The organism is Kitasatospora sp. RG8 (assembly GCF_017813315.1).
GTDB lineage: Bacteria > Actinomycetota > Actinomycetes > Streptomycetales > Streptomycetaceae > Kitasatospora.
The window spans coordinates 74,068-87,916 of the sequence record NZ_JAGIYX010000001.1 but is presented as its reverse complement, the minus strand read 5'-3'; the positions used below and the strand labels follow the sequence as shown (position 1 = coordinate 87,916).

Below are 13,849 nucleotides of genomic sequence, written 5' to 3'. Positions count from 1 at the left end.
AAATCATTCCGGCCCGAACTCATGCGCAGTGTTTCGGGAAATGTGACGGCTTCATTCCGCCGCAATGCTGCCGTCGCAGAAGAATGGACATAGCAGGGCAAAAGCCAGGGTCCGTCCCGCATTCTGAGATCTCCGCCACACCCCGTCCGGTGTTGGTACGATCCCGGTGAGCCGCGACTGGCGCGCACGGATGGAATCAACCATCGGGAAGCGGCTCCGTGGATCCTCACGTCGAAGTTGCCGAGCGCCTGGGCCGTCCGAACTCGTCACGAGGAGACCGCCTTGGCCCCGCACACGACCGCCAGCGCAACCGCCAACACCGCCTTCCGCAGCGCCCTGGACTCCGTCCGCGAGGTCGAGCCGCGGATCGCCGCCGCCATCGGCCAGGAGATCGAGGACCAGCGCGCCTCGCTCAAGCTGATCGCCAGTGAGAACTACGCCTCCCCGGCCGTCCTGCTCACCATGGGCAACTGGCTCAGCGACAAGTACGCCGAGGGCACCGCCGGCCGCCGCTTCTACGCCGGCTGCCGCAACGTCGACACCGTCGAGACCATCGCCGCCGAGCACGCGCGCGCCCTCTTCGGCGCCGACCACGCCTACGTCCAGCCGCACTCCGGCATCGACGCCAACCTGACCGCCTTCTGGGCCGTCCTCTCCCAGCGGGTCGAGAGCCCGGCGCTCCAGCGCGCCGGTGTCCGCAACGTCAACGACCTCACCGAGCAGGACTGGGCCGAGCTGCGCCACGAGCTCGGCAACCAGCGGATGCTCGGCATGTCCCTGGACACCGGCGGCCACCTCACCCACGGCTTCCGGCCCAACATCTCCGGCAAGATGTTCGAGCAGCGCAGCTACGGCACCGACCCGGCCACCGGCCTGATCGACTACGACGCGCTGCGCGAGACCGCCCGTGAGTTCCGCCCGCTGATCCTGGTGGCCGGCTACTCCGCCTACCCGCGGCTGGTCAACTTCCGCAAGATGCGCGAGATCGCGGACGAGGTCGGCGCGACCCTGATGGTCGACATGGCGCACTTCGCCGGCCTGGTCGCGGGCAAGGTGCTGACCGGCGACTTCGACCCGGTGCCGCACGCCGACATCGTCACCACCACCACCCACAAGTCCCTGCGCGGCCCCCGCGGCGGCATGGTGCTCTGCACGTCCGAGCTGGCCGAGCACGTCGACCGCGGCTGCCCGCTGGTGCTGGGCGGCCCGCTCTCGCACGTGATGGCCGCCAAGGCGGTCGCCTTCGCCGAGGCCCGGCGCCCCGAGTTCCAGGCGTACGCCCGCCAGGTCGTCGACAACGCGCAGGCGCTCGCCGAGGGCCTGCTGCGGCGCGGCGGCACGCTGGTCACCGGCGGCACCGACAACCACCTCGTCCTCGCCGACGTCTCCGGCTACGGCCTGACCGGCCGCCAGGCCGAGGCCGCGCTGCTGGACTCCGGCATCGTCACCAACCGCAACTCCGTGCCGCAGGACCCGAACGGCGCCTGGTACACCTCCGGCGTCCGCCTCGGCACCCCCGCGCTCACCACCCGTGGCCTCGGCGCCGCCGAGATGGACGAGGTCGCCGCCCTCATCGACACCGTGCTGCGCGGCACCACGCCCGTCGCCACCTCCGGCGGCGCCCCCTCCAAGGCCCAGTACACCCTGGACGCCGCCCTGAGCGAGGGCGTCGCCAAGCGCGCCGCCGACCTCCTCGCCGGCTTCCCGCTCTACCCGGGCGTGGACCTGGCCTGACGCTCACCGGAGGGGCCCGACCGGCCCGGGCCCCTCACCGGTACGGCCGGGCTTCCCGGTGGGGCCCGGTACACCGGTGAGGCCGGCCTCACCGGTGCGGCTGGGCTTCCCGGGTGGGGCCCGGTCGGCCGGGTGTCCTCAACCGGCTCAGTACTGCAGCGACTTGTACTGCAGGAACTCCTCCAGGCCGCGCCGGCCCAGCTCGCGGCCGAGGCCGGAGTTCTTGTAACCGCCGAACGGCGCCAGCGGGTTGAAGCGGCCGCCGTTGAGGTCGACCTGGCCGGCGTCGAGCCGGCGCGCGAACGCGGCGGCGGTGGCGGTGTCGGCCGCCCAGACGCCGCCGGCCAGTCCGTACGGGGTGGCGTTGGCGAGTTCGGCGGCGTGGTCCTCGTCGCGGTAGGCGAGGACGGCCAGCACCGGCCCGAAGACCTCCTCCTGGGCCACCGTCATGTCGGCGGTGACGTCGGCGAGCACGGTCGGCAGCACGTAGAAGCCGGTGTCGAGGCCGTCCGGGGCCTCCGCGCCGCCGACGACCAGGCGGGCACCCTCGGCGAGCGCGCCGGTGACGTAGCCGCGGACCCGCTCCCGTTGGCGGGCGTTGACCAGCGGCCCGACCCGGGTCCGCGGGTCCGCGGGATCACCCGGGAGGTACTTGGCGGCGGCCTTCGCGGCGAGCGCCACCGCCTCCTCGTACTGGTCCTCGTGCACCAGCAGCCTGGTCCAGGCGCTGCACGTCTGGCCGGAGTTGGCGAAGACGTTGGCCACGTTGACGGCGACCGCCCGGGCCAGGTCGGCACCGGGCAGCACCACGTTGGCGGACTTGCCGCCCAGCTCCAGCGCCACCCGCTTGATCCCGCGCCCGGCCGTCTCCGCGACCGTGCGCCCGACGGCGGTGGAGCCGGTGAACGAGACCACGTCCACCTCCGGGTGGGCGGCCAGCGCCGCGCCCGCCACCGGACCGGCGCCGGTCACCAGGTTGAACACCCCGGCCGGGAAGCCCGCCTCGTGGACCAGCCGGGCGAACAGCCGGGCCACCAGCGGGGTGTCCTCGGCCGGCTTGAGGACGACCGGGCAGCCGGCGGCCAGCGCCGGCACCACCTTGGCCACGATCTGGTGCAGCGGGTAGTTCCACGGCGTGATCGCCGCGACCACGCCGGCCGGCTCGGCGAGCACCACCGAGTTCCCGATCCGCTCCTCGAACGGGTGGTCGGCGAGCAGCGGCAGGTAGGAGGTGGCGACCGCCAGCGGCAGGCCCGCGTGCACGGCGGTGGCGAAGCCGACCGGCGCGCCGAGTTCGGCGACCACCGTGGCGGCGATCTCCTCCTGGGCCCCGGCCAGGCCGTCCCGGAGCCGGGTGAGCAGCGCCAGCCGCTCCTCGCGGGTGGTGGCGCCCCAGGCCCGGGCGGCCCTCCGGGCGGCGGCCACCGCCGCGTCGACGTCCGCCGCGCCGCCGGCCGGGACGGTGGCGAGCACCTGCTCGGTGGCCGGGTTCAGCACCGGGATCGACCCGCTGTCGAGGGCGGGCCGCCAAGCGCCGTCGATGTACTGGTCACCGTGCTCCGCGTACGGGACGTCGTACGTCGCGTCCTGCTGCACCGTTGGTCCTCTCGTCCGAACGGCCGATCGTCCGATCGGCCCAATGGCCGGGTCATGAGCAACGCTCGTCGGAAGGCCAGTCAAGGCCGCAGGGACCGCGCGGCGCAAGGGTCGGAACCGGGCGGGGAGCCCCGCCGTCGAACCGGGTGCCCGGGCGCTCCCGGTGGCGCCCGCCGCCGGGCGGGACGCGCCGGATTCCCGTGCGGTCCCCGGCCCTGACCGCCGCACAGGCCGGTCGTCGCCGCGCCGCGCCTCCGCTTGCGGCCCGCACGGGGCCCTGCGAATTTTTCGGTGCAAGGCCTCCTCAACTCCGCCCGGCGGGAGGTAGATTGCAGCGCAATCGGGCGCGCGGGACCACCGTTGGCAACGAGACCGAGCGGGTTCTCGCCGTGCCGGGCCGACGGCTGCTCCGGATGATGGGAGGGAGGCTTCCGCCTCCCCCCAGCGTTTCCGTGCCCGGGGAACGTTCCCCATGGTCGTCCGTAGCGTGTAAGGAGCAACCTCGTGAGCGACGCCACGTTGAGCGCCGAGCAGCACCGGCCCGCCGAGCCTGCTGTGCTCGATGACGTCCCCGGCTGGTTCTGGGACCACGACCGCCACCTCTTCGAGTGGTTCCTCGCCCGCCAGGAGAAGGCGGGGGTCACCGGGGACCTGATGGAGATGGGCGCCTACCTGGGGCGCAGCGCGATCGTGATCGGCGGCCACCTGCAGCCCGCCGAGACGTTCACGGTCTGCGACCTGTTCGACTCGGACGCTCCCGACGACGAGAACGCCGCCGAGATGGACATGTCCTACCGCAAGACGCTGACCCGGTCCGCGTTCGAGTCCAACTACCTCTCCTTCCACAAGTCGCTGCCGGAGATCATCCAGGCGCCCACCTCCACGCTGGCCGGCGGCCGAGTCCCGGCGGGCGCCTTCCGCTTCATCCACATAGACGCCTCGCACCTGTACGAGCACGTGGTGGGCGACCTCCAGGTGGCCCGGGTGGCGCTTGCGCCGGAGGGTGTCGTGGTGATGGACGACTACCGCTCCGCCCACACCCCCGGTGTCGCAGCCGCCACCTGGGAGGCGGTGTTCAACCACGGCCTCAAGCCGATCGTGCTCACCGAGTGCAAGTTCTACGGCACCTGGGGCGACCCCGAGCCCGCCCAGCGCGACCTGCTGGACCGGGTGGGACTGGCCGAGGGCTGCCACCTCTCCACGGAGAGCCTGAACGGGCAGCAGGTGCTGCGGCTCGGCGGCGGCTCCGAGGGCATCGCGCCGTTCCGTCCCTCGCGGCACTACGACCGGCTCGCCGCCGAGGCCGGCCGCCGCGAGGCCGAGGAGGCGCGCCGCGAGGCGCTGCGCGCCCGGGAGGAGGCCGCCGACGGCCTGGCCGTCCGCCGGGCCCGCGCCGCCGAGCGCCGCCGCCCGACCAACGTGGCCAAGCGCGTCGCGGGGGACCTCCTCCCGCCCGTGGTCACCTCCGCCATCCGTCGCGCCCGCCGGGGCTGACACCCACCCCGCACGTATCCGCACCGAATGCCGCGCAGCCTCCTGGGCCGCGCGGCTTTCGGCGTTCCGGCACGTCCCTCCGGCACGTCCCGGGCGCCGTGCTCAGTCCCGCGTCGGCAGGCCCGCCTCCGCGCCGAGCACTCCGAGCACGCGCCGCAGCGCCTCCCGCTCGGGCCCGTCCAGCGAGGCGGTGAGCTCGGCGTCCAGCCGGTGCGCGAGCGCCGTGCAGTCGGCGAGCAGGGCCCGCCCGGCGTCCGTGAGCGCGAGCACCTGCCGCCGCCGGTCCGCCGGGTCCCGGACGCGGTCGAGTGCACCGATCCGCTCCAGGTGGTCGGCCAGCGAGACCACCAGGCTGGGCGCCACCGCCATGGTCCGCGCCAGCTCCAGCTGGGACGGTGGCGCGCCGGACTCCAGCGCAACCATCAGGCCGACGTGCTTGGGCTTGAGCCCGAGCACGGCCAGCGCCTCGGTGAACCGCGCCGTGACGACGCTGCCGAGCGTGCCGAGCCGGAAGACGACGGAGGCCGTCAGCGGAGAGGGGTTGACATCGTTCACGCATGGAACGCTAGCATGCAGAAACCATTCACGACTCGAACGATTCGAGGTCCGATTCGATGTTGCGTCGCTCCGCCCCCTCCTCCACCTCGGCCACCGGCCGGGGCATGCACGCCATGGTGATCGCCAATGCGGCCGGCGCCGCGCTCTCCATGGCCTCCAGCGTCATCGGCCTGGTCTCCCCGGAGCTGGCTCTGCCCGGCTCCGCCGGTCCGGCGGGCCCGCTCGCCGAGCTCTACGCCCAGGGCTACGCGGCCCGCGCCCTTCCGCTCGGCGCCGCGGTGCTGCACCAGCTGCTGATCAGCCGGACGGGGCGCGGCCTCGGCCCGCTGCTCCTGGTCTCGGGCGTGGTCCAGGTGGCCGACGCGGCCATCGGCGTCTCCGTCCACAACCCCGGCATGGCCGCGGGCGGCACCCTGCTCGCCCTGCTGCACCTCGGCCTCGCCGCCCGCCTCGCCCGCCCGGGCCGCACCCCGGCAGCCACACCCCAGTCCGGCCCGGCCTGAGCGCGCCGCCGTCGTGCCCGGACCGGCCTGGCCGACCCCGCCCCGCCGCCGTACCGTCGTGCTGCCGCGCCGACAGGGTGCTGGAACGACGAAGTGCCGGCCGGGCGAACCCGGCCGGCACTGTGCACGGTGGACGTCGGCAGCCTCAGACCCGCGAGGGCTCGCCGCCCTGCTGGGGGACGGTGGTCGCCTCGTCGTCCGCGGCGTCGGCGGCCAGCTCGTGCTTGACGGCGGCGAGGGACGGGTTGGCCCAGGCGCTGGCGACGCCCCAGTGGTAGAAGGCCAGGCCGATCGCGGCGACGACCAGCAGGTCCCAGCCCTCCGGCAGGTAGCCCTGGCCACCGAAGTCGGTGGACCCGGCCCAGGACACGGCGGCCATCACGAAGAGGTAGGCGATCATCCAGGCGCCGGCCCGCAGGTGCGGCTTGAGCTCGGCCCACGGCTTGCGCAGCTCGTACCAGGCCCAGATCGGCAGGCCGGCGGCCATCAGCAGGATGACCTTGCCGGTCAGCGGCCAGCGGGCCCAGTAGAGCACCAGGGAGCCGAAGACCATGGCGACGGGGGCGATCACCGGCATCGCGCGCAGCCGGACGGGGCGCGGCAGCTCGGGGGCCAGGCGGCGCAGCGCCATCACGGCGACGGGGCCGGTGATGTACGAGATCACGGTGGCGACCGAGACGATCTCGGCGAGCGAGCCCCAGCCGCGGAAGACGGCGAGGAAGAGGAAGGCGATCAGCAGGTTGAGCAGCAGCGCGGGGCGCGGGATGCCGGTCTTGGGGTCCACCCGGCCGAAGAGCTTCGGCAGGTGGCCGTTCTCCTGCACGCCGTGGATCATGCGCGAGGTCGTGGCGGCGTAGATCATGCCGGTGCCGCTGGGGGAGACGAAGGCGTCCGCGTAGAGCAGCAGGGCCAGCCAGTTCATTCCCCAGGCGATCGACAGGTCGGCCAGCGGGGAGGTGTAGCCGAGGCCGCTCCAGCCGCCCGACAGGTCGGCGGTCGGGACGGCGCCGAGGAAGGCGACCTGCAGCGCGACGTAGATCACCAGGGCGATCAGGATCGAGCTGATGACCGCCTTGGGCAGCGACTTGCCGGGGTTGCGCGCCTCGCCGGCCAGGTTGAGCGGGGACTGGAACCCGTTGAACGCCCAGACGATGCCGGAGACGGCGACGGCGGTGAACACCGCGCTCCAGCCGTTCGGGGCGAAGCCGCCGTGGTCGGTGAAGTGGGCGGTGTCGAAGTGCGCCAGCAGCAGGGCGCCTGCGGTCAGCGTCGGGACGACGACCTTGAAGACGGTGATCGCGGTGTTGGTCTTGGCGAACAGCGTGATCGCGAACCAGTTCAGCGCGAAGTACCCGACCAGCAGCACGCTGGCCAGTGCGACCCCGCTGAGGGTCAGCTCCTGCCCGTCGTACAGGCCCTTCGCCCAGCCGAAGTGCCAGGAGCTCATGTACTGCACCGAGGCGGTCGCCTCGCCCGGGATCACCGAGACGATCGCGATCCAGTTGGCCCAGGCGGCGAGGTAGCCCGCCAGCGAGCCGTGCGAGTACTGCCCGTACCGCACCATCCCGCCGGCCTTGGGGAACATCGAGCCCAGCTCGCTGTAGGTCAGTGCGATGGTGAGTGCCACGGCCGCGCCGATCACCCAGGCGACGATGGACGCCGGGCCGGCGAGCCGGGCCGCCCGCTCCGCGCCGAACAGCCACCCCGACCCGATGATCGAGCCCAGCCCGACGGCCGTCAGGCTGATGGTGCCGAGCGAGCGGCGGTAGTGCTGATGGGATGCCGTCGTCGGCTCAGGCGCGCTCAACGTATCGGTCCTCTGTCTCGTCGGGGTCTCGTCGGGCTTCTTGTCCGGGTCCGGGACCCTGGCACAGGGGCCCGGACAAACGCACAGCAGACTATGGTGCGAAATCGGACTAAAGCCTCAGATAAAGCTCAGATCGTTCGATCGTTGCCATCTCGTGTCCGACTATCGGACCCACATGTCCGCAGGTCAGCGGGCATGCGGAGCTCCGAGGGAGGCGTGCGCGAAAAGCTTCCCCGAGCTGGCGCGGAAGCCCCGGGCAAGCGCGGAAAGTATCCGGGCGTACGCGCAGAACTCCCGGGCGCGCGTCGCCGGGGCCGTCGGCGGGGAAACGAGAAATTCCCCGCGGGATCTCTTTCGAGTTCCCGCGGGGAATCGCTGGTGTCCGAGGGGGGACTTGAACCCCCACGCCCGATAAAGGGCACTAGCACCTCAAGCTAGCGCGTCTGCCATTCCGCCACCCGGACAGGGTGTGTGCTTCGGGGGTTTTTCTCTCGCCCCCTCGGCGACAGAGAGAACATTACCAGGGTTCTGGAGTGCTTCTCACCTGCGTTTCCCCGGTGGGGATCGCCCGGGTGGCAGGGATGGTTCGCGAGGGTGAGCGAAGCGGTGCTTCAGGGGGCGAGAAGCGGTCGAGTTACGACCGGTTCGCGGTCGGAATCGGCCGGGAGTGATCCGACACGGCCAAGTTGTCGACGCTGCCACGGTCCCGGGGGCGGCTCTCCTAGCCTCTGTGGACCGAGGGCGCCATGAGCGGAACGCCTGATTCCCGGGGTCGCGGACGAAGGGCGGCTGGACGTGGAGCTGGAGCAGATCAGCGGGGCGGCGGAGGCCGGACCGAGACGGGTGGCGGCCGGGCCGGCCGAGGGGGTGTGGCGGTTCGCGGTGCCGGCGGCGGAGGCCTCGGTGCCCCGGACCAGACACGCGGTGCGGGACCGGCTGCTGGCCCAGGGCATGGCCGGGGTGCGTTACCAGGAGCTGGTGGACGACGTCCTGCTGATCGTCTCCGAGCTGGTGAGCAACGCCGTGACGCACGCCGCCGAGCTCTCGCCGGAGGTGACCACCGAACTGGCGGTCCGCGGCGGCTGGGTGCGGGTGTCGGTCGAGGACGGTGACCCGTACCGGCCGAAGGCGTTGGAGACGGACACCGGGCGGACCGGCGGGCGCGGGCTGCTGCTGGTGAAGAGCGTGACGCTGCAGGCAGGCGGAGTCTGTGACGTGGAGCGGACGGGGGAGGGCGGCAAGGTCATCTGGGCCTCGCTGCCCATCCCCCGGAAGGACGCGCAGTAGCGCCGGGCGGACGCCCGGATCGGCCACCGGTCCGACCGTCTACCGTCCCGACCAGCCACTGGTTCGACAGGCGGCCGTCCCGACCGGCCACCGGCCACCGCTCCCGACCGCTCCCGACCGGACCGCTCCCGACCGGGCTACCAGTCCCGGCCGGCGATCTCGCGGATGCCGGGCAGCGCCGCCTCGAAGACCGTCTGGAACCAGACCGAGAACGGCCGCTCCGCCTGGAGCTCCCGCAGCTCCTGCGCGGTGACGAAGGCGACGTCGTCCACCTCCTCCGGGTTCGGCTCGGCCGGCGCGGTGACCAGGCCGACGAACAGGTGGTTCCACTCCCGCTCGATCAGGCCGGAGGCCTCGTCCGGCAGGTCGTACCGGACGGTGCCGGCCTCGCAGAGCAGTGCCGGTGCGACGCCCAGCTCCTCCGCGGTGCGCCGGGCGGCGGCGACGAACGGGGGCTCGTCGGGGTACGGGTGGCCGCAGCAGGTGTTCGACCACACGCCGGGGGAGTGGTACTTGCCCAGGGCGCGGCGCTGCAGCAGCAGCCGGCCCTGCCGGTCGAAGAGGAACACGGAGAACGCCCGGTGCAGCCGGCCCGGCTGCTGGTGGGCCCAGAGCTTCTCGGCGGTGCCGATCGTGACGCCCTCGTCGTCGACGAGCTCCAGCAGGATCCCGGTCCCCGCGGACGCCCCGGCCGGGGCCCCGGGGGTGGACGTCGCGTCGGCCGTCACGTCGGTCTCCACGTCGAGACCGGTGTCGATCTCGGAGGTGAAGTGCGTCGGGTTGGTCGGCAGACTCTGGGGCATGAGGCCTCTTTCGGGGGCAATGGGAGCACCGGTGGCGTCGGGCCCCAGTCTGCCGTACGGGTGGCGGTCCGCAGGGGTCCCACGCACAACCGGGCGGATCATGACCGTTCCCCGCCCATTCCTGGTGTCGGAATGGGCGCCGGAATAGCAGACCCGTTCGGGATTCGTTCGCCGGGTGTTCGAATCGGCGGTGTACGGACGGAGAACCGACACCTCGGCGGCACCGGTTCTCCACGAGCGCCGCGCCCGCGGCCGTCGCGGGCCCGCCGCCAGCCCCCGGCCGCGTTCGGGCCGGTCGCCGCGGTCGCCTACCATCACATACGACACGGTGCCCGCATCCTCACCGGCATCGGCGTGCCACCCCGGACGGCTGGCGGCAGCGCACAGTCCCGCGGACCGGCACGCCCGGACCAGCACAGCACGACGGATCAGGAGACCCCCGCATGATCGGCCTCGTTCTGGCAGCCGGCGCCGGCCGCCGGCTGCGCCCGTACACCGACACCCTGCCGAAGGCGCTGGTGCCGGTCGACGGGGAGCGGACCGTCCTGGACCTCACCCTCGGCAACTTCGCCGAGGTCGGCCTGCGCGAGGCGGCGATCGTCGTCGGCTACCGCAAGGAGGCGGTGTACGACCGCAAGGCGGCGCTGGAGCAGAAGTACGGCGTCAAGCTCACCCTGGTCGAGAACGACAAGGCCGAGGAGTGGAACAACGCCTACTCCCTCTGGTGCGCCCGCGAGCTCTTCACGGAGGGCCTGCTGCTCGCCAACGGCGACACCGTGCACCCGGCCTCCGTCCAGCGCACCATGCTGGAGGGCAACGCCCGGCTGGCCGCCGAGGGCCGCGAGCCCGGCATCCTGCTCGCCCTCGACACGGTGAAGAAGCTCGCCGACGAGGAGATGAAGGTCGTCGTCGACCCGGCCGCGGGCATGCGCCGCATCACCAAGCTGATGGACCCGGCCGAGGCGACCGGCGAGTACATCGGCGTCACCGTGATCAACCCGGCCGCCGCCGCCGACCTCACCGACGCGCTGCGCACCACCTACGAGCGCGACCCGCAGCTGTACTACGAGGACGGCTACCAGGAGATGGTCGACCGCGGCCTGCGGATCGACGTGCAGCCGATCGGCGAGGTCTCCTGGGTCGAGGTCGACAACCACGAGGACCTGGCGAAGGCGCGGGAGATCGCGTGCCAGTACTGACCCGGCTGGTGCCGTCGCCGGTCTTCGTCGAGATCCGCTCCGGGGCACTGGACTCGCTCGGCGGCATCCTCGCCGACCAGCGGCTGTCCGCCTCGGGCCGGATCGCGGTGGCGATCAGCAACGGCTCGGGCGCGGTGCTGCGGGAGCGGCTGGAGCCGGCCCTGCCCGGCGCCGACTGGTACAACGTGGACGACGGCAGCCTGGACAGCGCGGTCAGGCTGGCCGAGGCGATGCGCGGCGGGCACTACGACGCGATCGTCGGCCTCGGCGGAGGCAAGATCATCGACGCCGCCAAGTACGCCGCCGCCCGGGTCGGCCTGCCGCTGGTCGCGGTCGCCACCAACCTCGCCCACGACGGCATCTGCTCGCCCGTCTCGACCCTCGACAACGACGCCGGCCGGGGCTCCTACGGGGTGCCCGGCCCGATCGGCATCGTGGTCGACCTGGACGTGATCCGGCAGGCCCCGCCGCGCTTCGTGGCGGCCGGCATCGGCGACGTCGTCTCCAACATCTCGGCCTGTGCCGACTGGGAGCTGTCGCACGCCGAGACCGGCGAGCCGGTGGACGGACTGGCCGTGGCGATGGCCCGCTCGGCGGGCGAGAACCTGCTGCGCCACCCAGGAAACCTTCAGGATCAGGACCTCCTCACGGCACTCGCGGAAGCCCTGGTACTGTCCGGCATCGCGATGAACATCGCGGGCAGCACCCGACCCTCCTCGGGTGCCTGCCACGAGATCTCGCATGCCCTCGACGTGCTGTATCCGAAGCGGTCCGCCCAGCACGGCGAACAGGTCGGCCTCGGGGCGGCCTTCGCCAGCTTCCTGCGGGGCGAACACGAGCTGACCGGTCTGATCGTGGAGCGCCTGGCGCGCCACGGACTGCCGGTGACCGCGGCTCAGATCGGCTTCACCGAGGCGGAGTTCACCGAGGCGGTGCACTACGCTCCGAACACCCGTCCGGGCCGCTTCACCATCCTTGAACACCTCGACCTCTCCCCTTCCGCAATCAGGGACGCGTACGCCGACTATGTCCAAGCCGTCAACAGCTGAGCCCTCCACGAAGGGCTCCTCCCCGGCCCCGGTGGACCTGACCCGCCGCCCCTCCATCGAGGAGCTGCGCGCGGTGATCCACCCGGAGGGCATGCTCCAGCGCCGCAGCGCCGAGCACTGGGCCGGCCGCCTCTACATGCGGAAGATCTCGCTGCGGATCACCCGCGTGCTCTCCACCGTCACGGCGATCACGCCCAACGGCCTGACCTACCTGATGATGTTCACCGGCATCCTGGCCGGTGCCGCGCTGGTCGTCCCCGGTCTGGCCGGTGCGGTCCTCGGCGCCCTGCTCATCCAGGTCTACCTGCTGCTGGACTGCGTCGACGGCGAGGTGGCGCGCTGGCGCCGGCAGACCTCGCTCACCGGCGTCTACCTGGACCGGGTCGGCCACTACATGTCCGAGGCGGCGCTGCTGACCGGTCTCGGCCTGCGGGCCACCGACCTGCTGCACCGCGAGGGCGGCGGCTCCCACTGGGAGTGGGCCTTCCTCGGCACGCTGGCCGCGCTCGGCGCCATCCTGATCAAGTCCGAGACCGACCTGGTCGACGTGGCCCGTGCCCGCAGCGGGATGACGGCGGTCGAGGACAGCGCCTCGGTGCCGCGCTCGGCCGGCGTGGCCAAGGCCCGCCGGGCGGCGTCGCTGCTCAAGTTCCACCGGCTGGTCGGCGCGGTCGAGGCCTCGCTGTTCATCCTCGCCGCGGGCGTCGCGGACACGGTGCACGGCGGGCTCTTCTTCACCCGGATCGCGGTGGTCGTCCTGGCCGCGATCGCCATGCTGCAGACCGTGCTGCACCTGCTGAGCATCGTCCTGTCCAGCAGGCTCCGGTGAGCGCCGTGACGCAGCCCACCCGGGCGGGCGCCTCCGACACCTTCCGGCTGGGCGCGGTCATCATCACCATGGGCAACCGCCCGGACGAGCTGAACGCCCTGATCGAGTCCGTCCGCGCCCAGGAGGGCCCCGCGGTGGAGCTGGCCGTGGTCGCCAACGGCGCCCCGCTGCCGGCGCTCCCGGCGGACGTGCGGGCCGTCGAGCTGCCGGAGAACCTCGGCATCCCGGGCGGCCGCAACGTCGGCATCGAGCTGTTCGGCAAGGACGGCCGGGACGTCGACGCCGTCCTCTTCCTGGACGACGACGGCCGGCTGCCCGGCACCGACTCCGCCCGGCTGCTGCGCGAGGCGTTCACCGGCGACCCGGAGCTCGGCATCGTCAGCTTCCGGATCGCCGACCCGGACACCGGCGTCACCCAGCGCCGGCACGTCCCCCGGCTGCGCGCCAGCGACCCGCTGCGCTCCTCCCGGGTGACCACCTTCCTGGGCGGTGCCAGCGCCGTGCGCTGCGCGGTGTTCGAGCAGGCCGGCCAGCTGCCCGCCGAGTTCTTCTACGCGCACGAGGAGACCGACCTCGCCTGGCGCGCGCTGGACGCCGGCTGGGCCATCGACTACCGGGCGGACGTGGTCCTGCACCACCCGACCACCTCGCCCGCCCGGCACGCCTCGTACTTCCACAACGTGGCCCGCAACAGGGTTTGGCTCGCCCGACGGAACCTTCCGGCCCTGTTCGTGCCTCTCTACCTGGGAACCTGGTTCCTGCTCACCCTGGCCCGCCGCCCCTCCGCGGAGGCGCTCAAGGCCTGGTGGGGCGGGTTCCGGGCGGGCTGGCGCGAACCCTGCGGTACGCGGCGGCCCATGCGATGGCGTACCGTTTGGCGACTGACCAGGCTGGGCCGGCCACCGGTCATCTGACCTGTCCGATGACCACACGGCCGGCCGACCGCACGGTTGCACGGCCGTGCGGTCGGCCGATCGCTGCGGCCGGTGG

At 72.8% G+C, this 13,849-nt stretch carries 12 protein-coding genes, 1 tRNA gene and 1 riboswitch; of the genes, 8 read left to right on the top strand and 5 right to left on the bottom strand.

The window, feature by feature from the left end; genetic code table 11:
• Positions 1 to 163: 163 nt before the first annotated feature.
• Positions 164 to 261: riboswitch (ZMP/ZTP riboswitch) on the top strand.
• A gap of 21 nt (positions 262 to 282) precedes the next feature.
• On the top strand, positions 283 to 1,734 hold the full coding sequence (locus tag J5Y04_RS00390) for a glycine hydroxymethyltransferase (protein ID WP_209408594.1): 1,452 nt from the start codon (positions 283 to 285) through the stop codon (positions 1,732 to 1,734).
• 147 nt (positions 1,735 to 1,881) lie between these two features.
• On the opposite strand, the gene J5Y04_RS00385 is transcribed toward J5Y04_RS00390, so the two are convergent.
• Positions 1,882 to 3,330, bottom strand: coding sequence for an aldehyde dehydrogenase family protein (locus tag J5Y04_RS00385; RefSeq protein WP_307852853.1), 1,449 nt, complete (start codon positions 3,328 to 3,330; stop codon positions 1,882 to 1,884).
• Between the two features lie 504 nt (positions 3,331 to 3,834).
• On the opposite strand from J5Y04_RS00385, the gene J5Y04_RS00380 reads away from it, so the two are divergent.
• A complete protein-coding gene (locus J5Y04_RS00380; RefSeq protein WP_307852852.1) occupies positions 3,835 to 4,824 on the top strand; it encodes a class I SAM-dependent methyltransferase in 990 nt (329 codons plus the stop codon).
• A gap of 102 nt (positions 4,825 to 4,926) precedes the next feature.
• Here the strand turns inward: J5Y04_RS00380 and J5Y04_RS00375 are convergent, their stop codons facing one another.
• The gene (locus J5Y04_RS00375; RefSeq protein WP_209408587.1) at positions 4,927 to 5,379 is read right to left on the bottom strand and encodes a MarR family winged helix-turn-helix transcriptional regulator; all 453 of its coding nucleotides are present in this window, start codon (positions 5,377 to 5,379) and stop codon (positions 4,927 to 4,929) included.
• Between the two features lie 59 nt (positions 5,380 to 5,438).
• On the opposite strand from J5Y04_RS00375, the gene J5Y04_RS00370 reads away from it, so the two are divergent.
• The gene (locus J5Y04_RS00370; RefSeq protein ID WP_209408584.1) at positions 5,439 to 5,885 is read left to right on the top strand and encodes a hypothetical protein; all 447 of its coding nucleotides are present in this window, start codon (positions 5,439 to 5,441) and stop codon (positions 5,883 to 5,885) included.
• 145 nt (positions 5,886 to 6,030) lie between these two features.
• Here J5Y04_RS00370 and J5Y04_RS00365 read toward each other — a convergent pair whose 3' ends face one another.
• A complete protein-coding gene (locus J5Y04_RS00365; protein ID WP_209408581.1) occupies positions 6,031 to 7,692 on the bottom strand; it encodes an APC family permease in 1,662 nt (553 codons plus the stop codon).
• 376 nt (positions 7,693 to 8,068) lie between these two features.
• A tRNA-Leu gene (locus J5Y04_RS00360) sits at positions 8,069 to 8,156 on the bottom strand.
• Between the two features lie 331 nt (positions 8,157 to 8,487).
• Between J5Y04_RS00360 and J5Y04_RS00355 the strand changes: the two genes are divergently transcribed.
• Positions 8,488 to 8,979: an ATP-binding protein gene (locus J5Y04_RS00355; protein WP_374105929.1), complete on the top strand. Its 492-nt coding sequence runs from the start codon at positions 8,488 to 8,490 to the stop codon at positions 8,977 to 8,979.
• A gap of 137 nt (positions 8,980 to 9,116) precedes the next feature.
• Here J5Y04_RS00355 and idi read toward each other — a convergent pair whose 3' ends face one another.
• Positions 9,117 to 9,782: an isopentenyl-diphosphate Delta-isomerase gene (idi, locus tag J5Y04_RS00350; protein ID WP_209408578.1), complete on the bottom strand. Its 666-nt coding sequence runs from the start codon at positions 9,780 to 9,782 to the stop codon at positions 9,117 to 9,119.
• Between the two features lie 443 nt (positions 9,783 to 10,225).
• Between idi and J5Y04_RS00345 the strand changes: the two genes are divergently transcribed.
• From J5Y04_RS00345 to J5Y04_RS00330, 4 genes are all read left to right on the top strand, one after another.
• Positions 10,226 to 10,981: a sugar phosphate nucleotidyltransferase gene (locus J5Y04_RS00345; protein WP_209408575.1), complete on the top strand. Its 756-nt coding sequence runs from the start codon at positions 10,226 to 10,228 to the stop codon at positions 10,979 to 10,981.
• Positions 10,969 to 12,030 (top strand): iron-containing alcohol dehydrogenase family protein, encoded by a 1,062-nt coding sequence (locus J5Y04_RS00340; RefSeq protein ID WP_209408572.1) that lies wholly within the window; start codon positions 10,969 to 10,971, stop codon positions 12,028 to 12,030. Before J5Y04_RS00345 ends, J5Y04_RS00340 begins: the two co-directional genes overlap by 13 nt.
• Positions 12,031 to 12,121: 91 nt before the next feature.
• On the top strand, positions 12,122 to 12,859 hold the full coding sequence (locus J5Y04_RS00335; protein WP_209409920.1) for a CDP-alcohol phosphatidyltransferase family protein: 738 nt from the start codon (positions 12,122 to 12,124) through the stop codon (positions 12,857 to 12,859).
• A 68-nt stretch (positions 12,860 to 12,927) separates the two neighbouring features.
• Entirely contained in the window at positions 12,928 to 13,773 is an 846-nt protein-coding gene (locus tag J5Y04_RS00330; RefSeq protein ID WP_209409918.1) for a glycosyltransferase family 2 protein, read from the top strand.
• Positions 13,774 to 13,849: the final 76 nt, after the last annotated feature.